Annotated in this window: 3 protein-coding genes; all 3 read right to left on the bottom strand. The window is 72.3% G+C overall.

Features of this window, described 5'->3' with window-relative positions; genetic code table 11:
* Positions 1-181: hypothetical protein (locus ACWGL3_RS18470; protein WP_452461594.1), on the bottom strand; the 181-nt coding region annotated here is incomplete at its 3' end.
* Between the two features lie 797 nt (positions 182-978).
* Complete coding sequence (locus ACWGL3_RS18475; RefSeq protein WP_267945573.1) at positions 979-1,194, bottom strand: hypothetical protein; 216 nt, start codon at positions 1,192-1,194, stop codon at positions 979-981.
* Complete coding sequence (locus ACWGL3_RS18480; RefSeq protein ID WP_452461595.1) at positions 1,191-26,549, bottom strand: hypothetical protein; 25,359 nt, start codon at positions 26,547-26,549, stop codon at positions 1,191-1,193. Before ACWGL3_RS18480 ends, ACWGL3_RS18475 begins: the two co-directional genes overlap by 4 nt.
* Between the last annotated feature and the right edge of the window lie 63 nt (positions 26,550-26,612).

Here is a 26,612-nt window from a genome sequence, read left to right on the forward strand (position 1 = left end):
GGCGGGCGTGTTTGCGGCTGAGGTCGAACAGGTCCTCGAGCACGGCCAGGCGTTGGTCCAGGGCGGTGTAGATCTCCGAGGCGCGGCCGAGGTTGTTGATGCCGGCTCTGGGGACCTGGATGCCGGTGAGGACCTCGATCGCTTTGCGTGAGGAGTCGGACATGTTGTGGTCCAACGGCATACGCGATCCCTCCCTCTACCCCCTGGTACCGCTGCGCGGGCACGAAACTAGCACCGGAGAAGTCGCGTGAATCGGTGGCCCATTACCCTGACCGAAACCCTCGCTGAGGTTCCTCCGGTTGATTTCCGAAGGTCATGGGCGCGAACCGAAAGCAGCGGGGTGTTTCTGGAACATGTTCCACTCGGTTGCTGTTCCTGGTATTTCCGCAACGGTTTTCCTGGGGCCGACCGGGTATTCCCTTCCTGTTTCCCTCCCGGCGGGGTTCCGCTCGCGGTGGAGGGCCAGAGGCCAGGTGGGGGTACTGGTAGGTCCGTGTCGTCCGACATCGGCATGGCATCCGTGAAAGAGCCGCCCCGGTTCTGAAGGAGCGGCATCGGAAGGGGCGGCGTGTGCTGAGGAGTCCGAGCGGCGGTCGCGTGCCAGTGGGCGGGCGTTCAGATCCTGTTTTTCAAGAATTCGCTTCTGCGATTCGCGTGATGCGCCTTTGTGTCGCCAGGGGCGGAGTCCTGGGGCGCTGGGTGCAGAGGGGCAGTAAGAAGTGCGCCTGCGAGGAGAATCGCATTCTTCGCGATCCGGCGCTGGAAAGGAAGGGAGAACTCGTCGCGCTTCTCAGAGCCGGGGGACGGGGTGCTCTTCGCCGGTCCCGTGGGCGTGGGCGAGGCGTGCGGGGGCCTGTGCTCCTCGCGGGCGATGATCGTGTTGCCCAGGGCGTCGTGGACGGTCTCGCGGAGGAACCGTCCTTGTTCGTCCCATTGGCGCCAGGGGCCGACGCGCCGTGGGGGTGATGCCGGCCGTGGTCACGCCGGTTCTTCGAAGTAGCGGACGTAGGCGTTGGACTGCGCGGCGCAGTCGTCGAATACCTGCTCGCCGGACCAGCCGCGCGTGGCGCGCAGCCGTGGGATCGCGTCGGCCGTCGCAGGGTCGTGGCCGGTGAGGGTGCCGTCGTCGTGCAGCGTCAGAAACGGCCGTGTCCGCTGTGTGCGGCGGTCCTGGACATAGAGCACACGGGTCACCGGCCGCCTCCTGAGAAAAGGCCGTTGGTCCCCCGTGCGTTGCGGGCCAGCATGTCGAAGCGCTCCATCATCTCGTCGAACCAGTCGGACCTGCCCAGGCGGACGAACTCGCCGTAGAGCCCGGCGAGCCGGGTCCGCAGGAACCGGATGTCGGCCCGCGTCAGCGGGTTGGCGATCCACGCATTGGCCTCGAAGTCGTAGAAGGGCCGCATGCCGTTGATGTAGGCCAGCCCCTCCAGGTCGGTGGGGTCCTCCGGCGTGTGCTCGTACTTGAACCAGGCCTTGCCGTGGTCGATGCCCGCCACGTGCCCGTTGCCCTGGTCCAGCCAGTTGCCCGGATTGCGGTCGCCGTTGGCGATCAGCAGGTCCAGCAGGCCCAGCACGTGTCCGTCCCGCGTGTTCAGGAGCGGGGATCGCGGGTTGTCCAAGTGGGTGAACCCGGATACGCCGTTCATGAAGTGCATGAACAGTTCGTACTCGCCGATGCGCAGGACACCGGGGACGTTGGCGCCGATGGCGCGGCCCACCAGTGAGGCGAGCTGCTCGGCGTCGGCGCGCTCACGGGCGAAGGTGGTCTCCTCGGTGTCCTTGTAGACCGCCTGCGCGCCGTTCTCGAAGCGCATGAGCGAGGTATTGCCGTCGGAGCCGTCCTCGACGAGCTGTTCCTGGCTCACCACGTCGAATCCGGTGGTGGCGGCGAGGTCCTCGATACCGGTGAAGGTCCCGTTCCACAGCATGAGCGCTGCGGTCCGCTCGTCCTGGTTCCCGTCCTGGGCCTGTGCGGTCTCCTCGGTCGGGGCCGTGGGCGGCTGGTCGTAGGCCGCCGCGGAGGAGTCGTGGGTCCCGGTGGGGTCCTGGGTGTACTGGATCGGGGCGGGGTACTGGGAGACCTGCGTTCCGGCGGGGTAGGCCGGGCCCGGGGCGGCCTCGTAGCCGTCGGTGTCCGTGTACTGCTCGGAGGGGTCGGCCTCCGTGCGGCGGCCGTGGCGGCTCCGGTGGTGGCCCGCCATGAAGACCTGGATCTGTGCGTCCTGGGCGGTGTGGTGCCCGATGTCCTCGGGCCGGTAGCGGTAGGTGAGGTCGGCGACGACGTCCTCGACCGTCGAGGGCCTGTCGTCCTTCTTCTTGTCCGCGGCGATGAGGGCGCTGAGATCGGGCCCGGTCGGGGGGTTGTCGGCCCACGGGTCGCCGGAATCGGCAAGAGCCGGCTCCTGCGTGCGCACCGCCGGCGGAGGGCCGTAGAAGTCGTCGTCCAGGGACATGCCGTCGTCGCTGTCGTCCGAGTCCGAGTCCGAGTCGGAGGTCAGGTCCGGGAGCGAGTCGGTGTCCGAGTCGGTGTCGCGCTGGGCCGGGTCGCCGCTGTCGCGGTCGCCCCGGCCGTCCCCGCGCGTGGAGCGTCCGCCGTCCCCGTCCGTTCCGCGGTCCCTGTCCTCGCCCCCGCGCCTGCTGTCGTCCTCGTGCCCGGTGCCGGAGTTGCGCTCGCCGTCGGAGCGGTTGCCGTCGCTGCCGTTGTCGTCGCTGCCGTTGTCGTCGCCCCGGTCGCCGCTGCTGCCCGAACCGTCCCCGTCCCGGCTCCCGTCCTCGTCGCCGTCCTTCTTCCGGTCGTTCTCGGACGGCGTCCTCCCCGGCTCCACTGCCGCCGGGATCCTCTCCCGCAGCTCCCGTACGTCGGCGGCGTCCTTCCGGGCGTTGTCCGCGATTTCCTTGGCGTCGTCGCGGGCCTTCCGGTCGGTCTTCGCGGCTTCCGCGGCACGCTCGGCCGCGGTCTTCGCCTTCTCGGCGGCCCCCTGCGCGTCCTTGTGTGCCTGACCGGCGTCGGTGGCGGCTGCGCGGGCGATCTCCACGATCTTCCCTGCGGAGTCCCGGGCCCTCTCGGCGATCTTCTGTGCGTTCCTCGCGCGTGCGGCGGCCTTTCGGGCATCCTGCTCGGCGGCGTCGGCCCTCTCGCGCAGGTTGTCGGCCTCCTGAGCCGCCTTCTCCGCTTCCTCGTGTGCCCTGGCCGCGGTCTTCGCCGCCTCGCGGGCGGTCTGGTGGGCCTCCTTGGCCCGTTCCCGTGCGTTCTCCGCGTCTCGCAGAGCGGTGTTCTCAGGGGTGCCGGTCGTCTCCCGGAGGTCGGTGCCGGTCGACGCCGTCCGCGTCTCGGGGGAGGGGAGGGGGGCGTTCGCCGCCGCCTGGACCGCGCGGTCCGCGGCGGTGCGGGCCGCGCGGGCGTCGGTTTCGGCCTTGACGGCGTTCGCGGCCTTTTCCTGCACCTCGTCGGCCTTGGCCTTCGCCGCGTCCGCGGCCTTGCGGGCCTCCTTGGCGGCCTCGGCGGCTCCCCGTGCCGCCGTCCTGGCGTTCCGCGCGTCCTCGGCGGCCCGGTTCGCGTCGTCCCGCTGGCCGGACGCGCTCTTGTCGAGGGCCTCGGCCCACGTCTGCAGCTTCTTGGCGTCCGCGGCCATCCGGTCGGCCTTGGTCTTCGCGGCGTCCGCGTCCGTCTGCGCCGTCTCGGCCTCGGCTCGCGACGCCTCCGCCTCCGCCCGCGCGGTGTCGGCGCGACCGGCGACCCCCTCCAGCTCGGAGATCAGGTCGTCCGCTCGGACACGCGCGTCCTGGGCGGCCCGGTCCCCGCCGGCGGCCCGGTCCTGCCCGGACAGGCCCTCCACGACGGTGCTGAGTTCCTGGTGCCGTGTCCGGGCCCCGTCGAGTTCGTTTCCGAGCCCGGTGACGGTCTGCGCGTGCCGCTCCGCGGTGCGCTGGGCGTCGGCCGCGGGCGTGACCGTTCCCTCCGCCTCGGAGACGGCCGTGCGGAGCTGTCCGAGGAGGGCCCGCTGATCGCGTACGGGCGCCGTCGCGGTGGCGTTGTTCCGGGTGGCGGTGACGTCCCTGTCGGCGGTCGTGGCGTTGTCGTGCGCGGTGTCCGCCGCTTGCTGTGCGTCCTGTGCCTGCCGTACCGCCCCCGGCGAGGGGGAGCGTCCCTCCGTCCCCGCGGCGGGTACTTCACCGCCGGAGCCTTCGAGGAAGCGGTTTCCGTCCTGTAGGTCGGCCCTGCCGCGGTCCAGGGTCGTGGAGAGGCCGTTCACGGCAACGCGTGCGTCACGGGCCGCCTGGGCCGCGGTGTCCGCCGCGTCGGAGGCGCGCTGGACCTGCGCGTCAATGGTGTCCGTGTTCTGATCCAGGCCGCCCTCGGTCTCCTGGACGGGGGAGTCTGACTTCGGAACTTCGAGGTTCAACGCCGTCCGGAAGTGGTCGACCAGGTTCTGGCGCGGCTCCGTGGGTGCGGGTTCCGTGGGCGCGGGCTCTGTGGGTGCGGGCTCCGGGGCCGGCGGGGTCACGATGATGCTCGGCAGGGGCGCGCCGGTGGTCGTGGTGACGTCACCGGTGTTGCCGGTGCTCGTGGTGGTTCCGGAAGTGACACCGGTGTTGTCGGTACTGCCGGTGGCCGGGGTGCCGGTCGTGCCGGTAGCCGTGGTGTTGTCGGCGGGGGCCGGTGCGCGGGTCGTCTCTCCGCTGCCGTCGCCGCTCGGCGTGCGGGCGGGGGGAGCGGTCCCGCCGTCCGTCCCCTGGCCGACGCCCCCGAAAGTGGTGCGCACGGTGTTCGTGGCTGCTCCCAGGGCGTCGATCTGCTTGTTGAAGGCTTTCAGGGCATCTTCGTACTTTTTCTCCTGTGCGTTGTAGGCGCTCTCGGCTCGCTCGTCGGCCGGCTTGGCGGCGTACCTCTCGGCCAGGCCCTCCAGCGGGGCCCGGGTGTCGGCGTACTCGGCCTCCGCCTCGGTGAACTCCTTGCGAGTCTTGGCCAGCTGCTTCACGACGGGGGCCGTGTCCTTCGCCTGCTCCGGGGTGAGGAAGCCCATCGCGATCGCGTCGGACTCCGAGTACCACTCGGCCGTCCGGATCGTGACTTGGCCCATGGCCCAGCGGGTGGGCCGGGAGGAGGGCGAGGTCGACAGAAGGCTCGGGTCCTCCGAGTGGAAGGCGGCGGGCGTCTTGAGCTTGCTGCCTGCGGCGAACGCCCAGGTGGTGTCGTGCTCGATGAGGTAGACGGGCCCCTGGCGGAGCTGGTCCGACTCCTGGTAGCCCTTGACCGCCTGGTTGGAGCCGCTTCCGGACCCGTTGGACGAACTGGTGTTCAGTCCAGCCGTACCGGTGTAGTTGCCCTCGTGCCCCTCGTAGCGGATGCCGTCGACCTCGGTGCTCAGCGCGGAGGGGCGCATCTCCGCCCCGCGGCCTCGGCTCCCGCCGTGGGAGGTGCCGGCGCTGTGCGTCCGGGACCGGGTGCGGGAGTCGCTGAGCTGGCCGCCCGGCAGCGCGTCCAGGATCTTCGCTCCGCGGGTGCTCGTCAGGGCCTTGGCGCCCCACTGGGTGCGGTTGAGGTCCGCGAACTGCACCCCCTCCTGCTCGCGTGAGGCCGACTGGACCACCGCCTTGATGGCTCCCTTGCTGAAGCTGTGATCGATGTCGTTGTACACGGGGTCCTGGCCGTACTCGGCGGCGAGGTAGGCACGCGCCGCTTTCGCCTCGGCGCTGGTGCGCTCCGCTTTCGTCGTGGCGCTGGTGGACTCCGCTTTCGTCGTGGCGCTGGTGGACTCCGCTTTCGTCGTGGTGCTGGTGGGCTGCCCCTCGGCGGGGGTGTCGGTGGACGGCTTCCAGCCCAAGGACCGTGCGAAGACGATGTTGGCCTGGTCGCGCAGGGCCTGGCCGTCGTTCTCGACCATGGCCGGCAGTGCGAGGGCGGAGTCGTTGCCGGGCCTGGGACCCGCGTTGTCTGCCCAGGCGCGCAGCAGGTCGGGCGCGGACGCGTCCTTGGGGACTATGGGCAGCTGCGTCGCGCCGTCGTTCGAAGGAGGGGTGGCGGCCCGGTCGTCCCCGGTGGTGTCGTTTCGCGTCCGGTCGCCGGTGGTGTCGTCGCCCTCCGGGGCCGGGGGGGTGTCCCGGTCGGTCCCGGTGGATTCGGCGCCGTCGGTGGAGGTGGTGACGGTCGGGGCGGGCGGCGGCGACAGCAGGTCGGCGCCGGTTCCCCGCGTGTCCCCCTCCGTGACGGTGTCCGTGGTGGTCTCCGCCTGGGGGTCGAAGTCCATGTACGCGAACGCGTACAGCGTGTCGACCTGTCCGCTGTCCGCCTCGCCCGTGTAGACCGCGCGCGAGGGGTTGCCGTTCCGCCCTCCCTTGGGCGCGCCGAGTTCGAGGGTGAGGGTCATGGTCGTGTCCGCGCGGACCTTCGCGAACGGGGTGTCCAGGTGCAGTTCGACGGTGTGGGTGTCGTCCCGGGACTCCCCGGAGGTGCGGCTGTCGTTCGTGGAGGAGGACAGCGCTCCGGCGGGGGAGGCGAACAGCGGGCGGTGGCCCGGCTGCTGGTCCGGCCCCTGTTCGTCCTGGGGGTAGGAGGTGGGCTGCAACAGCACACCGTCCAGGCTCGACGAGTTCCCGGTCCCCCTGGTCTGCGAACCCGCCTGGGTCTGCGTCCACTTGTGCGACTCGATGTAGTAGCCGGACTGGCCGGGGTACGAGACCTCGGCCGGTTTCGGGTCCCTGGTCAGGTTCACGAAGACTTTCGCCTCGGTGCTCCAGTGCTGCGCCCGCGGCTTCGAGTCCGGCCCGGACTCCGACCCCAGCGCGTGGACCTCCACCGGCACCGGGACGGTGGAGTCGGGGTTCTGGCCCAGGTGCGTGGTCAGTTTCTGCAGCAGGTTCTCGCGCGACTGCTTCGTCAGCTCCAGCCCGTTCGAGGCGAGGTCGTCCACCAGGTTCTGGAGGGCGGCCCCGGGGTCGGCGGGATGGAGCTGCCTGCCGTTGTCCTCGAACCCGGGGCGCACCCGGGCGTTGTCGGGCTTCTTCGGGTTGGGCTGTGCGCCCAGGTGCACCTTGTCGCCGTCGCGGACCGCCCGGTCCTGCACCAGCTTGTCCTGGTGGGCGTCGCGGGAGTGCACATAGCCGGCGAGCAGGTCCTTGACGGGAGCGGTCCACCCGAGGTACAGGGTTTTCCACGTCAGGGTCGGTCCGATGCTCCAGTTCTTCAGGAACTCGATCGCCTGTGTGAGCTTGCCGGAGGCGCGGAAGGCGTACGTCTTGGTGTCGTTCGGGATGAACAGCACCGACGACGTGAACGCGGTCGCCCGGGTGTTCGACGTGCTCCGGGAGAAGAACGTGCGGGTGTGGGAGGGGCCGACCAGCGGGATCGGTCGCTCGGCCTCGTTGGGGAGGGACCCGTCGGAGGGGTGCGGGTTGGGGTTGCGGCCCCCGCTGCCTCCGAACCTGAGCCCGACGCTGCGGGTCAGGGAGGTGGTGGTGGACAGGGTCGTCTCGCTGCTGCCGCCCCACCGCATCTGGGCTTCGACGGGGCGCATGTCGGTGACCTCGTCGGCCTCGACCTTCGTGGCGATGGTGGCGCGGATGTCGTGCGGTGACCAGAGACCGCCGCTCATCTCCAGGCGCATCCGGGAGCCCCAGGACGTTGCCGCGCTCTTGCTCGCGGCGAGCTCCTCCGCCGACGAGTGGTTCTCGAACCGCAGACCGTTCCCGGACGCCCGGGAGAGGAACGACTCGAGCTTGCGCCGGTATCCGTCGTGGAGACCGCTGCGCGTTTCGGAGAAGGTCCGGAACGTCTCCTCCAGCAGCCCGCGCATGCCCCGGCTGCCGGTGTCGAAGTGGGTGTTGACGCGTTCGACGGTGCCGCCGATGCGGCGGATCGCCCGGGCACGGGTCTGGGCCAGGGGCAGCGGGCCCTGCTGGGGCCGGTTGGTCGGGGCGCCGTCCCCGCTCCGCTCGCCTTCGGGCGCGGTGGTGTCCGGTGCCGTTGCGGTCGTGGTGTCGGTGGTGGTGCCGGGGGGAGGCGGTGGGGAGAGGACCGCCGTCTGGTTGCCGTCGGCGCCGGTGGTTGTCACGGTGCCGGTGGTCGTCACGGTGCCCGCAGGGGGCGCGGTGGTGTTCGGGGCAGGGGTGACGGTCTCGGAGCCTCCGCCGACCAGGCGCTCCCAGGTGTGGACGGCCCCGTCCCGGATGACGGTCCAGCGGCCGCCCCGGTCACCGCCGGGGGTGGGCCGCGGGACGAAGTCCCCGCGGAGCATGCGCCGCGACTCGTCGTATGTGAGCGGCTGCCGGCCCCCGGCCGTGTCGGACTCCGTGTCCCCGGAGGCGTCCGTCCGCGTGGAGTCCTCTCCCCCGGTGTCGGCGGTGGTCTCGGGGGCGCGTCCCTCCCGCCCCCCGGTCCCGTCGTCGGGGGTCGTGCCCGCCGGATCGGACACGGTGGCCGGGGAGTCCGAGGCCGTCGGGGGCACCTTGGGCGTGAGGAGGACCGTGTGGGTGTCCAACCCGTCCCCCAGGAGCGGGGTGCCGTGTTCGCGCTGGGACCGGTCGTCGCGCGCCATCCCGATGTCGTCGTGCTCGAACAGCCGCGCGGTGAAGCGGGTGCGGGACGTCCACACGTCGGAGTCCCCGTTGAACAGGACCGTCTCCTCGGAGCCGTGGGAGAGGCTCTGCACGGATTCCTTGCCGGTGCCCCACGAGGTGAGCAGCGCGACCGCCGGGTTCCCCAGCACCCGGGGGACGCCGCGCGCGTCGGCGCCTTCGTCGGTGCGCACACTGCCGCCCACGGTGGTGCTGATCGAGTGGTTGAGGCTCGACCCCTTCGTGGTCGTGATGCCGGCCGACCCCCCGAATCGGCCACCGCCGCTGGAGGTCGTGTCGAACTGGTGCACCAGGGGGTCGAACTCGCCGAAGACGCGCAAGGTCACGAAGTCGGGGCGCAGGCCCCTGTCCTTGATGAGCGTCGTCAGGTCGATCACGGCGGTTTCCTGGAGGCGGACCGGGATGCCGTCGCCGGGCAGGGCGGACGCGCCGCTCTTGAGACCGGACTCGGAGAGCGCCTTGATGACCTTGAGGGTGTTCTCGCGTGCCACGTCCGCGTTGCGGCGGAAACCCCAGCGCTCGCGGAAGCTGCGGACCGTGTCCGGCGCCATGTGGCTGGGGCGGACGGCGTAGTTCTTCCTGGTCCTCCCCAGGTCCGGGATGACCATGCCGGGGTGCTTCTCGGCGATGCCCTTGAGCACGTTGTACGCCAGGTCGTCGTAGAACGAGCGCTGCGGTGCGTCGGGCTTCGGGGGGCCGGCGTCCGCGTCGTCGTCCCCGGTGGTGCTTGCCGTGTCCGCGACACCCGTGTCCGCGGTGGTGCCGGTCGTGTCGGTGCCGTCCGTCGCTTCGCCGTGGTTCTCCGGGGCGACCGGGGAAGCTTGGCCGAACCCGAGCACGGTGGCCCCGCTCAGGTCCGTGAGCTTGTCCGTGGGGCCGTTCGCCACGAGGTTCGGGAACGGGGGCCGCGGCGGCGCGGTCGGCCCGTCGGTCGAGGTCGGGACCTTGGGGAGTTCGCCGTTGAGCAGGCGGGCGTCCTCGACCGTGAGCATCTCGACGGTGTCGGCCTCGAAGCGGTGCGCCTCCTCGCCGTCGAGGCGGACGTAGAAGTCGCGCTTGACGTCGTAGGCCGCGTGGCCGGCGGGGGCGTGCACGACGTGGCTGCTGGTCCCCGAGGTGCTCAGGGTGGTCCCCGTGCTCCTCTCGAACGTGGCCGAGTACTCCACGAAGGGCACGTCGAGCCGGATGCTCTTGCCGTTGGGCAGTTCGAGCCAGATGCCGAAGCCGCCGCCGATCGAGCCGGAGGCCACGGTGGAGCTCTTCACGGTGGAGGAGTCGCTCTTGACGAGGGTGTTGCCGTGGACGAAGTCGGCCAGGCCGGGGGCGAAGTCCTTGCGGTCGTACTCGGTCGAGACCGACCACATCTCCATGGTGCGGGGAGGGCGGGAAGAGCCGGTGGGGAAGACGATCCGGATCTGCGAGGACCCGTTGGAGATCTGCGGCAGGTACTGCAGCACCCGGTCGTTGTCGAAGGTGGACTCGATCCATGTGCGGTTCTGGTCGTCGCTCTGCTCCTTCTTGGACGGGGTGCGGCCGCCGCCCCGGCCCCCCTTGGGACGGGGCCCCAGGAGGTGGTCGGCGAGCCAGGTGCCCAGGGTGTCCTTCCGGCCGCCGCCCGTCGTGGTGGTGCTGCCGCTGCGGTCGGTCCCTCCGTCACCGGACGCGGTGTCCCGGTCGGTCCCGCCGTCCGATGCCGGCGAGAAGCGGGTGATCTCGAGCGGGTGGCCGGCGCCGATGAACGGCCGGTTCACCGGTGGGCGGTTCCCGTCCGCGTCCGCCGGGCCGTTCTTGGGCTCGATGTGCCGGGGTGCGTCGGAGGGGACCACCTCCCCGGGCAGGTTCATGCTCAGCCCGTTGTGCGAGGTCCCCTCCTGGACACGGGGGGAGGTGAGGCCGGGGCCGGTGACGGAGGCCTTCATGTGCAGGTCGGCGACGTAGGGGGTCAGGGGGCCGAGCAGTTCGATGCCGGTGTCGGCGTTGGCGCTGGTCGAGGCGGACCCGGAGGTGCCCCGGACCTTCTTGCCGCCGCGCCCGCCGCCGGAGAGGATCGGGCCCGCGTCGTTGCCGCCGATGCTGCCGACGTACAAGGGGTTCACCGACACCTTGAAGGCGGCGGTCTTGCCCTGGCCGTGTGACCCGCTCTCGCTGGAGTCCACCCCGGGGCCGGCGCCGTGGAGCCTCAGCCGCCTGGAGTCCTCGCCGCCGCTCAGGGTCTGCATGTCGAAGCGGTAGAACTCGCCGTCCTCGGGGCGCAGGTCGATGTCGGCGCTCCACGTCTGCCCGTTGTGGGTGGCGCTGACGGTGTGCCCGCCCTCGCGGAGGAAGGGGCGGGGTCCCTCCCTGTCGAGGATGTCGACCACGCCGTCCAGGATTGCCCGCCGTGCGGGGGCGGGCATGTCAGGCGTGCCGGCCAGGACGTCGTCGACGAACCCGTGCAGGTGCTCGGTGAAGAGCATGTCCGGTCCGAGGAGGGTGGACGTGGTCAGGTAGCCCAGGTCGTAGGCCTGGCCCTCCCGGTCCGGAACGAAGTCGCTGGCATAGGTGAGGCGCCGCGGTCCGCCTTCCGGCGGGGGCGGCGGTGCCTCCTCCCGGGTGCTCCGGTTGGGGTCCCGGTTGTCGTCGGTCCCGGTGGTGTTCCGGTCGTCGGTCGGGCCGCCGTCGCGCGTGAGGGGGGAGTCGGTGTTGAGGGTGCCGAGGGGTACGTCCCTGCTGGTCCCGCCGAGGGGGACGGGTCCGGGGTCGCGGCTCGACTCGCCGGTGGTCTCCAGGACGGCCATGACGGTGGTCGGGCCGTCGGGGCGCAGCAGGTCGGCCTGCATCTGGGCGAGGTGGTCGTAGGCGCGGTAGGCGTCGTTGGCCTGGCGCTGTGCCTGGTAGGCCTGGGTGCGCAGGTCGGCGGCGTCGGGGCGGCCCTGGCTCTCGGCCTCGCGGGTCTGGGCGACCAGGTCCTGGGCGCGCTGGTAGCCGCTGATGGCGTCCCTGATGCTCGCCGAGGCCAGTTTCCCGAGGCGGATGGCCTCGGCCATCCTGTCCGACGCGGCCTGCGGGGAGGGTTTCCCCGGTTGGTTCGGGACCTCGGTCATGGGGAAGGCGATGATGTCGTGGCCGCCCCGGCCCTTTCCGCGCGAGGAGCTTCCGCCGTCCCCGTCCGTTCCGCGGCCCCTGCCCCCGGTGCCGGTACCGGAGCCGTCCCTGTCGCCCGACCGGCGGTTGTCGCCGCTGCCCTCGGACGAGGTCCGCACCGGGCCCCCGGCCGCCGGAATCCTCTCCAGGAGGTTACGGACGCTCGTGATGCGCCTCCGGGCGCTGGCGGCGATCTTCTCGGCGTCGTCGCGGGCCTCCCGGGCGGTCTCCGCGGCCTCGGCGGCACGCTCGGCCGCGGCCTCCGCCTTCTGGGCGGCCTCCTGCGCTTCCTGGTGCGCGCGACGGGCGTCGGCGGCGGTACGGTCGGCGGTCCTCACGGTCGCGTCGGCGGTGTCCCTGACCTCCTGGGCGGTCTCCAGCGCCTCCTCGGCCCGCGTGGCGGCGTCGGTGGCCGCCTGCCCGGCGTCGTCCGCCCGGGCGCGCAGGCGGTCGGCCCGCTGGGCCAGTTGCCTCGCGTCCTCTGCGGTCCGCTGGGCCAGCGCGGTCGCCTCGCGGGCGGTCCGCCGGGCTTCCTGGGCCCTGGCCCGCGCGTCCTCCGCGGCCTGGCGCGCCGCGTTCGCCCGCGGGTCCGCGGTCCCCCGGGAGCCGTCGGTCGTGTTCGGCGGGTTCGTCGTTGCCCGGGGGCCGGCGCTGCTCGATCCCTCGCCGCCGGTCGGGTCGGTCCTGCCGGTCGTACCCGGCGCCGTCTGCCCTCCGGGGGAGGGGCGGGAGGCGTTCGCGGCGGCCTGGGCCGCGAGGTCCGCCGCGGTGCGTGCGGAGAGGGCGTGGGCCTCGGCCCGGGCGGCGTCCCCGGCCGCGTCCGCGGCGTCCGTCCGCACCTCGTCGGCCCTGGCCCTCGCCGCGTCCGCCGCCGCACGGGCCTCCCTGGCGGCGTCGGCGGCCCCCTGCGCCGCCGCCCCGGCGTTCCGCGCGTCCCGGACGGCCCGATCCGCGCTGTCCCGGTGGGTCGAGGCCTCGGTGCTGACCCCCTCGGCCCAGGTCCGCAGGGCCTCGGCGTCCGCGGCCATCCGGTCGGCCTTGGTCTTCGCGGCGTCGGCGTCCGTCTGCGCGGCGGCGGCCTCCGTCGCGGTGCTCTCCGCCTCCGCCCGCGCGGTGTCGGCGCGATCGGCGATCCCCTCCAGGTCGGAGATCAGGCTGTCGGCCTGGTCGCGCGCGTCCTGGGCGGCCCGGTCCCCGCCGGCGGCCCGGTCCTGCCCGGACAGGCCGTCCACGGCGGTGCTGAGCGCCTGGTACCGCGGCGGGGTCGCGTTGAGGTCCGTCCCGATCTCGGCGACGGTGTCCTCGTGCCCGTCGGCGGTGTCATGGGCCTCGGTCGCGGCGGTGTCCGCGTTCTCCGCCTCGGAGGTTGCCGTCCCGACCCGCTGGAAGAAGGCGCCGCGATGGGGCTCGGGCGTCGTTCCGGTGGCGTTGTTCCGGGTGGCGGTGATGTCGTTGTCGGCGGCGGTGGCGTTGTCGTGCGCGGTGTCCGCAGCCGTCCGTGCGTCCTGTGCCTGTCGTATCGCCCCCGGCGCGGAGGTGCCGTCGGCTGCGGGCGCGGGGGCGCGTCCTCCGGTCCCGGCGGCGGGTGCTCCGTCGTCGGAGCCCGTGAGGAGGCGGATGCCGTTCCGGAGGTCGGCCGTGCCGCGGTTCAGGGTGGTGGCGAGATCGTTCGCGGCATCGCGTGCGTCATGGGCCGCCTGGGCCGCGGTGTCCGCGGCGTCGGAGGCGCGCTGGACCTGCGCGTCCACGGTGCCGGTGTTCTGCTCCCGGCCGTCCTCGGGGTTCCGGAAGCCGTCGGAGTCCGGCGCGGGGGTGTCCGACTCCGGCGCACGGAGGTTCAGCTCCGACAGGAAGCGGTCGGCCAGGCCCTCGCCCGGGCCCGTGGGCTCCGGGGCCGGTGGGGTCACCGTGACGGTCGGCCGGGGTCCGCCGGTGGTCGTGGTGGCGGCACCGGTGTCCCCGGTGGTCGTGGTTGTCGTGTTCCCGGTGTCCCCGGTGGTCGTGTCGTCGGGGGCCGGTGCGCGGGTCGTCCCCTCGCCTCCGTCGCCGCCCACCGTGCGCACGGGGGGAGCGGTCCCGGAGTCCGTCCCCTGCCCGGCCTCCTCCAGGGTGGTGCGCGTGTTGTTCACGGTCTCGATCAGGGCGTCGATCTGATCGTTGAAATCGGACAGCGCCTCCTTGTACTTGTCCTCCTGCGCGTTGTAGGCGTCCTCGGCGCTCCGGTCGCCCGGGGCGGCGGCGTACCCCTCGGCCAGGCCCTCCAGCGGGGCCCGGGTGTCGGCGTACGCGGCCTCCGCCTCGCTGAACTCCTCCCGCGCCCGGTTGAGCCGGTCCATGACGGGGGCCATGTCCTTCGCCTGGTCCGGCGTGAGGAAGCCCATCGCGATCGCGTCGGACTCCGAGTACCAGCCGGCCATCCTCACCGTGACGTCGTCCACGCCCCAGCGGGTGGGCCGTTTGTGGAGCGGGGTCGACGGAAGGCTCGGGTCGTTCGGGTGGAAGGCGGCGGGCGCCTTGAGCTTGCTGCCCGCGCCGAACGCCCAGGTGGCGTCGTACTCGATGAGGTAGACGGGCCCCTGGCGGAGCTTGTCGGACTCCTGGTAGCCCTTGACCGCCTGGTTGGAGCCCGATTCCGCCCCGTGGGACGAGCTGGTGTTCACACCCGGCGCGCCGGTGTAGGTGCCCTCGTGCCCGTCGTAGGGGATGCCCTCCGCCGCGGTGCTCAGCCCGGCGGGGCGGAACTCCCCGCCCCGGCCCCGGCCCCCGCCGTGGGAGTCGCCGGCGCTGTTCGACCGGGGGTGGACGCGGGAGTCGCTGAGCTGGCTGCCCGGCAGCGCGTCCAGGATCTTCGCCCCGCGGCTGCTCGGCACGACCTTGGCGCCCCACTCGGTGCGGCCGATGTCCGTGAACTCCACCCCCTCGGCGTTGTGCGAGGCCGACGGGTACACCGCCTTGACGGCGCTCTCGCTGAGGCTGTGGTCGATCTCGTTGTACACCGGGTCCTGGCCGTAGGCGTCCGCGAGGTAGGCACGCGCCGCGTTCGCCGTGTCGCGGGTGGGCTGCCCGCCCTCGGGGGTGCCGGGGGGCGGCTTCCAGCCGAGGGTCTGCGCGATGACGACGTTGGCCTTGTCGCGCAGCGCCTGCCCGCCGTCCTGCACCATGGCGGGCTTGGTGATGGCGGTGTCGGTGCCCGGCCGGGGGCCCGCGTCACCGGTCCACGCACGCAAAGCGTCGGCCACCGACGCGTAGATCGGGGCCGGGGACCGCTGCGCGGTGTCGCCGTCGGCGGTCCGGTCGTTTCCGGGCGTGTCGGTTCGCGTCCGGTCGCCGGTGGTGTCGCCGCCCTCCGGGGCCGGGGGCGCGTCCCGGTCGGCCGGCGCCGTTCCGGTGGATCCGGTGCCGTCCGTGGACGTGGTGACGGTCGGGGCGGGCGGCGGCGACAGCGTGTCGGCGCCGGTTCCCCGCGTGTCCCCCTCCGCGGCGGTGGTCGTGGTGGGCGCCTCCGGGGGGTCGAAGGTCATGTACGCGAACGGGTACATCGTCTCGACACGCCCGCTGTCCGCGGTGCCCGTGTAGGTCGTACGCGGGGGGTTGCCGTTCTCCCCGCCCTTGGGCTCGCCGAGTTCGAGGGTGAGGGTCAGGGTCGTGTCCGCGCGGACCTTCGCGTACGGGGTGTCCATGTGCAGTTCGACGGTGTGGGCGTCGTCCTGGGACTCCCCGGTGGAGCTCCCGTCGCGCGTGGACGAGGACACCGCTCCGGCGGGGGAGGCGAACAGCGGGCGGTGGTCCGGCTGCCCGTCCGACCCCTGGTCGTCCTGGGCGTAGGGGAGGGGCTGCAGGAGCACGCCGTCCGCGCCCACCGTCGTTCCGGTCCCCCGGTTCTGGGCGTGCGCGTCGGTCGCCTTCCACGTGTGCGACTCGATGTAGTAGCCGGACTGGCCGACGTACGAGACGTCGGTGCGTTCCGGGTCCCTGGTCAGGTTCACGTAGACCTTGCCCGGGGAGGCCGAGCGCATGGGTCGCGGCCCCGAGTCCGGCCCGGGCTCCGGCCCCAGCGCGCGGACCTTGACCGGCACCGGGACGGTGGAGTCCGGGTTCTGGCCCAGGTGCGTGGTCAGTTTCTGCAGAAGGAGCTCCCGGCCGCCGGCCGTCAGCTCCAGCCCGTTCGAGGCGAGGTCGTTCACCAGGTTCTGGAGGGCGGCCCCGGGGTCGGCGGGCTGGACCTGCCTGCCGCTGCCCTCGAACCCGGGGCGCACCTGTGCGTTGTCGGGCTTCTTCGGGTTGGGCTGCGGACTCAGGTCCACCCTGTCGCCGTCGCGGGTCGCCTTGTCCATGACCAGGTCGGCCTGCTGCGCGTCGCGGGAGTGCACGTAGCCCGAGAGCAGGTCCTTGACGGGAACGGTCCACCCGTGGAACCGGGTGTTCCAGCTCAGGGGAGGCCCGATGCTCCAGTTCTTCGCGAACTCGATCGCCTGGGTGAGGTGGCCGGAGGCGCGGAAGGCGTACGCCTTGGTGATGTTCGGGATGAACAGCACGGACGACGTGAACGCGGTCGCCTGGGTGTTCGACGTGCCGCGCGAGAAGAACGTGCGGGCGATGGAGGGGCCGACCAGCGGGATCGGTCGGACGGCCTCGGTGGGCAGGGAGTCGTCGGAGGGGTGCGGGTTCGGGTTGCGGCCCCCGCTTCCCCCGAACTTGAGGCCGACGCTGCCGGTCAGGGAGGAGTTGGTGGACACGAACACCTCGGTGCCGCCGTTCCACCGCATCTGGGCGTCGACGGGGCGGAAGTCGGTGACGGTGTCGATCTCGACCTTGGTGGCGACGGTGGCGCGGACGTCGTGCGGTGACCGGAAACCGCCGCTCATCTCCTGGCGGATACGGGAGCCCGACGGCGTGGTGGCGCTCTTGCTCGTGGCGAGTTCCTCCGCCGACAGGTGGTTCTCGAACTGTCGGCCGCCTCCGGACGACTGGGAGAGGAAGGAGTCGAGCTTGAGCCGGAATCCGTCGTAGAGGCCGCCGCGGGGCTCGGAGAAGGTCCGGAACGTCTCCTCCAGCAGCCCGCGCATGCCCCGGCTGCCGGTGTCGAAGTGGGTGTTGACGCGCTCGAAGGTGCCGCCGATGCCGCGGATCGCCTGGGCGCGGGTCTGGTTCAGGGTCGGCGGTCCCTGCTGGGGCCCACTGTCAGGGGCGCCGTCCCCGTTCCGGTCGCCGCCCGCCGGAACGGTCTGCGGCGTCGTGCCGGAGGTGGTGTCCGCGGTGGTGCCGGGGGGAGGCGGCGGGGAGAGGACGACGGCCTGGTTGTCGTTGGTTCCCGCGGTGGTGCCGGGGGAAGGCGGCGGGGAGAGGACCACCGCCCGGTTGCCGTCGGCGACGGTGGTCGTCACGGTGCCCGCGGGGGGCGCGGTGGTGTTCGGGGGAGGGGTGACGACCTGGGCACTCTCGCCGAACAGACGTCCCCAGGTGTGGACGGCCCCGTCCCGGATGACGGTCCAGCGGCCGCCCCGGTCACCGCCCGGCGTACCGCCGGGGGTGGTCTGCGGGACGAAGTTCCGGCGGATCATGTCCCGTGCCTGCTCGGGCGTGAGCGGCTGCCGGCCGCCGGTCGTGTCGGACTCCGTGTCCCCGGAGGTGTCCGTCCGCGTGGAGTCCTCACCTCGGGTGTCCGCGGCGGTCGCGGGGGTGTTCCGCGTCTCCTGACCGTCGGAGGAGGTGGCAGTGTCGCCGTCGCGGGTCGTGCCCGCCGGGTCGGACACGGTGGCCGGGGAGTCCGTGGCCATCGGGGGCATCTTGGGCGTGAGGAGGACGGTCTCGGCGTCCATCCCCTTCCCCAGGAGCGGGATGCCGTGTTCGCGCTGGGGCCGGTCGTCGCGCGCCATGCCGATGTCGTCGTGCTCGAACAGCCGCGCGGTGAAGCGGGTGCGGGACGTCCACACGTCGGAGTCCCCGCTGAACAGGACCGTCTCCTCGGAACTGTGGGAGAGGCCCTGGCTGGAGCCCTTGCCCGTGCTCAGGGAGGTGTTCAGCGAACCCGAGGGGTTTCCCAGGACCCTGGGGACGCCGCGCGCGTCGGCGCCTTCGTCGGTGCGCACGCTCGCGCCCACGTTGAGGCCGAGCGAGTGGTTGACGCTCGACCCCTTCGTGGTCGTGATGCCGGCCGAGCCCGCGAACCGGGCGCCGCCGCTGGAGGTCGTGTCGAACTGGTGCACCAGGCGGTCGAAGTCGCCGTAGACGCGCACGGTCACGGCGTCGGGACGGGACCCCTTGTCCCGCCGGAGCATCGTCGGGTCGATCACGGCGGATTCCTTGAGACGCACCGGGATGCCGTCGCCGGGCAGGTCGGACGCGCCGCTCTTGAGGCCGGACTCGGAGAGCGCCTTGATGACCTTGAGCGTGTTGTCCCGGGCCACGTCCACGTTGCGGCGCAGGCCCCAGCGCTCGCGGAAGCTGCGGAGCGGTCCTTCCGGGTCCATGCGGCTGGGACGGACGGCGTAGTCCTTGTCGGTCCGCGCCAGGTCCGGGATGACCATGCCGGGGCGCTTCTCGGAGATGGCGCTGAGCACGTTGTACGCCAGGTCGTCGTAGAACGGGCGCTGCGGTGAGGGGGGCGCCTGCGTGTCACCGTCGGCGTCGTCGTTCCCGGCGGTGTCCGTCGTGTTCGTGGCGTCGGTGTTGCCTGTTGTTCCCGTCGTCGCGGTGTCGTCCGCCGGAGGGGCCGGGGGAGCGTGGCCGAACCCGCGTACGGTGGCCCCGCTCAGGTCCGTGGGGTGGTCCACCGCGAGGTTCGGGAACGGGGGCCGGGGCGGCACGGCCGGTCCGTCGGTCGAGGTCGGGGCCTTGGACGGTTCGCCGTTGAGCAGGCGGGCGTCCTCGACCGTGAGCATCTCGACGGTGTCGGCCTCGAAGCGGTGCGGCTGCGACTCGCCCTGGATGTGGACGTAGAAGTCGCGCTTGACGTCGTAGGCCGCGTGGCCGGAGGGGGCGTGCACGACGTGGCTGCTGGTCCCCGAGGTGCTCAGGGTGGTCCCCGTGCTCCTCTCGAACGTGGCCGAGTACTCCACGAAGGGCACGTCGAGCCGGATGCTCCTGCCGTTGGGCAGGTCGATCCAGATGCCGAAGCCGCCGCCGATCGAGCCGGAGGCCACGGTGGAGTGCTTCACGCCGGAGGAGTCGCTCTTGACGAGGGTGTTGCTGTGCACGAAGTCGGCCAGGCCGGGGGCGAAGTCCTTGCGGCTGTACTCGGTCGAGACCGACCACATCTGCATGATGCGTGGACGGCTGCCGGGGATCTCGATCCGGATGTGCGCGGAACTGTTGACCATCTGCGGCAGGTACTGCTGCACCCGGTCGTTGTCGAAGGTGGACTCGATGGCCTCGCGGTACTGGTTGTCACGCCGTTCCTGTCGGGAGGGGGCGCGGCCGCCGCCCCGTCCGCCCTTGGGAGGGGTCCCCAGGAAGTGGTCGGCGAGCCAGGTGCCGAGGGTGCCCTTCCCCGGACGGCCGCCGCCGTCCGTCGTGGTGCTGTCGTCGCGGTCGCCGTCGCCGCTGCGGTCGGTCCCGCCGGTGGTGCCCGCGGTGTCCCCGTCGGTTCCGTCACCGGATGCCGGGGGAACCGGGGAGAAGCGGGTGATCTCCAGCGGGTGGCCGGTGCCGATGAGCGGCCGGTTCACCGGTGGACGGTTCCCGTTCGCGTCCGCCGGTCCGTTGTCGGGCACGATGTGCCGGGGTGCGTCGGAGGGGACCACCTCCCCGGGCAGGTTCATGGTCAGCCCGTTGTACGCGGTCCCCTCCTGGACGCGCGGGGCGGTGAGGCCGGGGCCGGTGACGGAGGCCTTCATGTGCAGGTCGCCGACGTAGAGGTTCGGGGCGCCGAGCAGTTCGATCCCGCTGGCGGCGTTGGCGCTGGTCGAGGCCGACCCGGAGGTGCCCCGGACCTTCATGCCGCCGCGCCCGCCGATGGCCGCGATCGGCCCGATGTCGTTGCCGCCTGCGCTCGCTACGTACAGGGGGCTCATCGTGAACTTGGTGCCGACGGTCTTGCCCGCGCCGCGTGACCCGCCGTCGCTGGAGTCCACCCCGGGGCCGGCGTCGTGGAGCCTCAGGAACCTGGAGTCCCCGCCACCGCTCAGGTTCTCGGTGCCGACGTGGTAGAACTCGCCGTCCTCGGGGCGCAGGTCGATGTCGGCGCTCCACGTCTGCCCGTCGTGGGTGGTGCTGACGGTGTGCCCGCCCTCGCGCAGGAAGGGGCGGGGCCCCTCCCTGGTGAGGATGTCGACCACACCGTTCACGATCCCCTGCCGTGCGGGGGCGGGCATGCCCGGGGTACCGGTCAGGACGTCGTGGACGAACCCGGGCAGGTGCTCGGTGAAGAGCATGTGCGGTCCGAGGAGGGTGGACGTGGTCAGATAGCCCAGGTCGTAGCTCTGGCCGCTGCGGTCCGGAACGAAGTCGCCGCCGTAGGTGAGGGGCGGAGGCGGGCCATCCTGGGTGCTCCGGTTCGGGTCCCTGTCGTTCTCGGTCCCGGTGGTACCGCGGTCGTCGGGCGGGCCGTCGTCGCGCGTGAGGGGGGAGTCGGTGTCGAGGGTGCCGAGGGGGATGTCCCTGCTGGTTCCGCCGAGGGGGACGGGGCCGGTGTCGCGGCTCGGGCCGCCGGTGGTCTCCGGGACGGCCATGACGGTGGTCGGGCCGTCGGGGCGCAGCAGGTCGGCCTGCATCTGGGCGAGGTGGTCGTAGGCGCGGTAGGCGTCGTTGGCCTGGCGCTGGGCCTCGAAGGCCTGGGCGCGCAGGTCGGCGGCGTCGGGGCGGCCCTGGCTCTCGGCCTCGCGGGTCTGGGCGACCAGGTCCTGGGCGCGCTGGTAGCCGCTGATCGCGTCCTTGATGTCGGCCGAGGCCAGCTCTCCGAGACGGATGGCCTCTGCCATCCTGTCCGCCGCGGCCTGCGGAGAGGGGTTCCCCGGCCGGCCTGTGCTCTCGGTCATGGGGAAGGCCACGATGTCGTGGCCGCCCCGGCCCTTTCCGGGCGGAGGAGGCGGCTGCGACTCCTGCCCCGACCGGTCAGAGCCCGGCAGGTCGTCCCGCACCGGCGCCGGTTCCCCCGACCGATGGTTGACCGGTGTCCCGGACACCGGAGCACCAGCGACATCCGGATCCGGAGTCCGCGCGGCACCGGTCACCGACCGATCCGCACCAGGACCGGTGGACGACACGGCAGGCGAGCTCACGGAGGCGTCATCAGCGTCATCGGGCGGGGCGAACCGCACCGACCGCCCCGCCCCCACCGGAACCACCCGCCTACCAGAAGCCCGGGCGAGGACATCGTCGGGAACGGGGACGTCGGAGCCACGCAGAACGCGCAGCACATCGGCCAGCGCCCCCTGCTTCCGCCACGCCTTGAGCTGGTTGTACACCTCCGTCGCGGACACCGGGACCTGTCGGCCGTCCGGAACGGTGACGGTGAGGTCCCGCGCCGGTGAGCGGTGCACCATCTGGTCGAACCCGACACCGAACACATCCAGGGCCACACGCTCCAGCCCCGCCCGATCCAGGCCCGGGTCTGCGGAGACCGGTTGCAGCCCGGAGAGCAAGTGGTGGGCGACATCTCGCAGCGCTTTGTCGGGCAGGGCTCCGATCCACTCGCCGCCCGTCACCTCCAGGCCGTTGTCGGCGAGCACGCCGAGCGCTTCGACCAGCTCGCCGTTGGAACGCCACTGGTCGATCTGCGTTCGCACGTCCCCGGCGGTGATGGGAGGACGTCCCTGAACGGCGGGAATGTCGTCGATCGGCCCGTGGCCCGCGGCGTGGTCGCGCCCAGCGGCGAAGACGGCCAGCGTGTCGACGTAGGCCGGCTCATCGGACTTGGCCAGCACGTCTTGGAGCTCGCCCCGAACGTGGTCGGGCAGCGCATCGGTCATGGCGGAGGCGGGCACGCGCACCCCGCTCCGGTCGACGAGATCCAGCGCCCGCGCCAGCCGACCGTCGGCCCGCCAGCGGTCGACCTGGGCGTCGAAGGCGGCACGGGCTCGGGCCGCGCGGGTGTCAGCGCCGGAGTCGGCGCCCCGCGCCGCGGCGTCCTCGGGAGAGATGAGCTGGTCCGCGATCCGCTCACCGTCCCACCCCCGGATCAGTTGGTCCGTGGCCAGGGCGAACCGGTCGAAGACGGCGGCCCGCCGCGGGTCGGACGCGTCCAGACCGGGCGCGAGGATCTGGATGATGTCCGACTTCACCTCGTCGGACAGTTCGGCGGCCCGTGGCGGCGGCGTGTAGTCGGACGTGCCGTGCTCCACGACCGAGGCGATCGTGTCGAGGTACCCGCTCAGCACAACGGGGTCGCGGCGTGCGTACAACCGCCCGTCGGCACCGCGCTTCGTCCATGCGTTGCCCATGAGGCCGTAGCCGTGGTCATCGTCGCTGGGACGCACCGCATCGGCGTCCCTGCTCCCCCGGAAAACCGTTCCCGGCTGGAAGTACTCATCGAGCAGCCCCAGCAGGTGCGCGGTCTCATGGACACCCGATTCCACCGGGAACGTCTCGTTCCAGCTATGGGTGCCCATGATTCTGTCCCCCGGCCGGGCGTGCAGGTCGATCTCATGATGGACCTGGGCAGCGGGGGTGGAGTCGTCTGCCAAGAGGAGGCGGACGTGCAGTTGGTCCCCGCTCCCGGGCGGGGGCGGCTCGGCACCCGATGCGGAATCGGCCACCTTCATGTCGTCCGGGTCCGGGACGCTCTCCTTCCCGAAGAGGGTGTTGAACAGGTCGTCACCGAGTTTGTGCATCCGGGTGCCGTCCGCACCCACCACGGTCCCGTCCCCGCGGACCCGGAATTGCCGGTTCCACATGGCGTCCAGCTTGGCCTCGTACGCGCGCACGTACGCCTCGTACCGCTCTGGCGTCAGAGTGTCCTCGTCGCGGCGGATCCGAGGGCGGAAGGTGAGCTCCAGGACATGGGTCGGGCCCCCCTCCGTGCGGTGTTCCTCCGGAATCGGGATTCGCGCCCACTCGAACCTGCGGGTGGCCCACAGGGGGTCCATCTCCGCCTTGACGAACCGCTCCGGGTCGCCGGGCCGGGCGTCGGGGTTTTCCAGCACCGTCGCCGGGTCGACCGGGTCACCGTTGGCGTCGAGGTCGACGGGGTTGCCGTCATCGTCGAGGCCCACCGGGTCACCGTCGGGGCCGAGGTCCAGCGGCCGGGCCGCGCGGGAGTCGGCCATGGGTTCGGCGAAGTCGGCGTCCACGGATTCGCCCACCTGGTGGACCGGCGCCGCCGCCCGCGCGGCCTCCCACGCAGACGGGTCCGCCAGGCCGGTGTGCACCCGCGCGGGTTCAGCACTCTGAGGGTCGGACCAGCGGCGTGCCGGACGCGGCTCCACCATCGTCTCGATCCGCTCCAGCGTCCGCCGCGCCACATACGGGCGGTCCTCACCCCGCGCCGGATCCCCGTCCAGCATCCCCAACCGACGCAGTACCTCACCAACCCCCCGGCCATCACCATCCGCCCCCAGATCCGGCGGCACACCATCAGCCGCAGGCGGCACCGGAGACCAGACCAGCGTGGCGTGCGCCCCCTCAGAACTGGGGCTCACCAGATCGAAGCTCACCTTCAGCTGCTGTCCACCGCGCGGCAACACGAACTTGTCGTTGAACACCGCCTCGACATGCCGCTTCAACGCCATCGACGCATAGACCTGAGCCCGCATGTCCACACCCTGTTGAAGAAGAGCACGGATCCGCAGCTTCACATCACGAACCGAGGACGGATCCCCCTCACCCGCACCATCGATCTTCCTCGTCGTGGACTCGAAGAAGAGATTGTCGATCCGCACCTCAGCACGCATCGGACCATGGTTGGTGTTCACCTCCACCGTCAACGGCGGCGCACCCTCCGGCAGCTTCAGGCTCTGCGCGAAAAGGCTCGAGACCTTGCGCACCTGCGGCTGCGACTCCTGACCCCACCGGTCAGAGCCCGGGAGGTCATTCCGCACCGGCGCCGGTTCCCCCGACCGATGGTTGACCGGTGTCCCGGACACCGGAGCACCAGCGACATCCGGATCCGGAGTCCGCGCGGCACCGGTCACCGACCGATCCGCACCAGGACCGGTGGACGACACGGCAGGCGAGCTCACGGAGGCGTCATCAGCGTCATCGGGCGGGGTGAACCGCACCGACCGCTCCGCCCCCACCTGCTGCACATCCCGCCCACCAGAACCACTGCCCTCTTGAGGAACCGGAGATCCGGACGTAGAGAGACCGAAGGTCTCACCGTTATCCGCGGGACGGTCCGGGTCGCGCTGGGTGTCGGGCCTGTTCGAGTCAGGGGTGACCTCAGAGGTTCCTTCGCCGCTCCGCTCTTGGCCGTCCCCTTCGGTGGTGGAGTCCCCCTCGTGCGCGGATTCGGTGTCGTCGTCCGTGCGTTTGCCGTCCTCGCCGTCCTCGAGGCCGGATCGGTCGTTGTTCTCGTCCCCTGACCGATCCCCGTCGTCACCGGGCTGGTCTTTGTCGCGGTCCTGGGATCGGTCGTCGTTCCCGGAGGATCCCTCATCGCGCTCGTCGGACTGTTCGCCGTCGCGGTCGGAGGGGTCGTGTCCGGTGTCCTCGGTGTCGTGTTGGCCGTCGCTGTTGCTGTCTCCGGCAGCGGGAGGCGGGGACTGTGGGGTGTCGCTCGATGAGGTCTGCTGTTCGGGGGCGGGTGCGTTGTCGGGGTTCGTTCGCTGTGCGTCCGTCGGGCTGTTCGGTTTGTCCAGGTCGGTGGTGTTGCCGGTGGTCGCGGACTCCGGAGCGGGCGGTGCGCTTTCGGTCGAGGTGCGCACAACGTCGCCGTCGCGGGTCGAGCGTTGTGCGGACGGGTCCGTGGTGCGGGTGTCGCCACCGGTGCGTTGGGGCGAGCGTTCACCGCTGTTGCGGTCGGTGGGCGCGGAGCGCTGGCCGGTGTCGGAAGCAGGGTTCTGCGGACCGGGCGCGGGGGGCTGTTGGCCCGCGGGCGTCGGGGCCGCCTGGTTGATCGGCGCAGCCACGACCGGCGCAGGGGTGTGCTGTTCCTGGCCGCTCCGCTCCTGGGGCGTGGTGCGGTCCCCGTGTTCGGTACCGGGGTTCTGCGCCTGCGGTTCCGGTGTGGTCTGTTCGGCTGCGGGGGGCTGGGCTGCCATGGGGTTGTCGGGGACGATGGCGTTGAGGAAGTTGACGGTGAGGGGTCCGTCGTTCATGCCGGGGTGGAAGGGGTCGTTGCCCAGGCCGGGGTGTTTGGTCTCGGTGGTGGCGTAGGGGTCCTTGGTGTCCTCGGGGTTCTTGAGGGGGTCGGGGTAGGGGGTGCGCACGTCGTCGTCCTGGTGGACGCGGACGGTGTCGTCGTTGGGTTGGTGGCGGTCGTCGCGGTCGCGGTCGTCGGGGTCGCCGAAGTCGGAATCGGTGTCACCGAACTCGGAGTCGCTGTCGGAGTCGGTGTCGCTGACCAGGTCGGGGACGTCGTCGATGTCGGAGAGGTCGTCGCGGTCGTACCGGGAGGAGTCGTCGACCGGCGGGGCCAGGAGGGGGCCTTCGCCGTGGCCGTCCTGCTCCGGGGACCCCTGGCCGCCGCGGTCGCGGTCGGGGGCGTGGTCGCGGTCGGGGCCGGGGGCGTGGTCGCCGCCCCGGCCGGGGTCCTCGCCGCCGCCCGTCCACGGGCCGGGGGCCTGGGGGCCGGTGGGGTTGCCGTTGCGGTTGTCGGCGGCGTTGCTCTCGGTCCGGGGCGGTTCGGGCTCGGACAGGTCGGGTTTGTCCTTGTTGCTGAACAGGTCCAGGCCGTGCAGGATGCCGTCGGTGGCGCCTTGTTGGATGCCTGCTTGGGTGGCGCCGGCGGTGGCGGAGTAGCCGGAGGCCTCCCAGCCGCGTCCGTCGGCCAGGCTGCCCAGGCCTTCGCCGAGGTAGCCCTCGAGTGCTCCGGTGCCGATGCTGCCGCCGACCTGTTGGGTGTAGGCGCCGGTGGTGGAGAAGTACTCGCCCAGGGGTTTTTGCAGGTTGACGGGGACGTCGGCGAGGTGGTCGCGCATGTGCGGGGGCAGGCGGTCGCCGATGGTGTCGCGCAGGTGCCGGCCCAGGTCGGGGTCGTTCCAGTGGCGGGCCAGGGTGGCGGCGTAGTCGCGTCCCAGGTCGCGGGCGGCCGCCTCGCCCAGGTGGTCGCCGAAGTTGCGGGCGAACACCTCGGCGAAGTCCTGACGGGCGGCGGCGGCCTTGGTCGCGTTGTCGAAGGCTCCCGCGCCGACGGGGCTGGCGGGGTTGTAGGGGGTGAGGAACTCGTCGTTGTGGCGGCCGAACACCTCGGCCAGGTCCTTGTTCAGCGACGGGGGAGCGGGCGGGGTGTCCCGGGGCGCGGGTGTGGGTGCGGGGTCGTCCTTGACCGGTGCCGTGGGCGGGTCGTCCTTGACCGGTCCGGCCGGGGGGTCGTCCTTGGGCCTGGTGGGCGGCCCGTCAGGACCGCCACCGCCGCCGGGTGGTGGCGGGGTGTCGGTGTCGCGGTTGAGCGGTGGCGGGTCGTCTTTGACCGGCCCGGCCGGGGGGCCGTCGGGCGGTCCCGAGGGCGGTCCGGGCGGGGGTCCGTCGGGGCTCTCGCGCAGCGGCGGGCCGGTGGGGGGTCCGGGCGGGGGCGGCCCGTCGGGGCCGGTGCGGACCAGGGGTGGCGGGTCGGGCAGGAGTTTGAGGTCGGTGAGGCCTTTGCTGAACAGGTCGGACAGGTGTTTGCTGAAGAGCCCGTCCATGCCGGCGGAGAAGACCGCGGAGAGCACGCCCTCGATGGCGGCGCCCTTGTGGGCGCTCGCGGTCAGGGCGCTGTCGCGGTGGTGGCGGGTGCCGCGTCCGATCTGGATGCGCTGGATGATGCTGTCCATGCTCGCGAAGATCTGGCTGATGATCTGGTGGCCGGGCACGGTGATGAGCAGCCAGGTCAGGAT

Source organism: Nocardiopsis sp. NPDC055824, assembly GCF_053616335.1.

Coding starts and splice junctions, on each gene's coding strand:
- ACWGL3_RS18480 (WP_452461595.1), bottom strand. CDS start 26,549: ATGGACAGCATCATCCAGCGCATCCAGATCGGACGCGGCACCCGCCAC.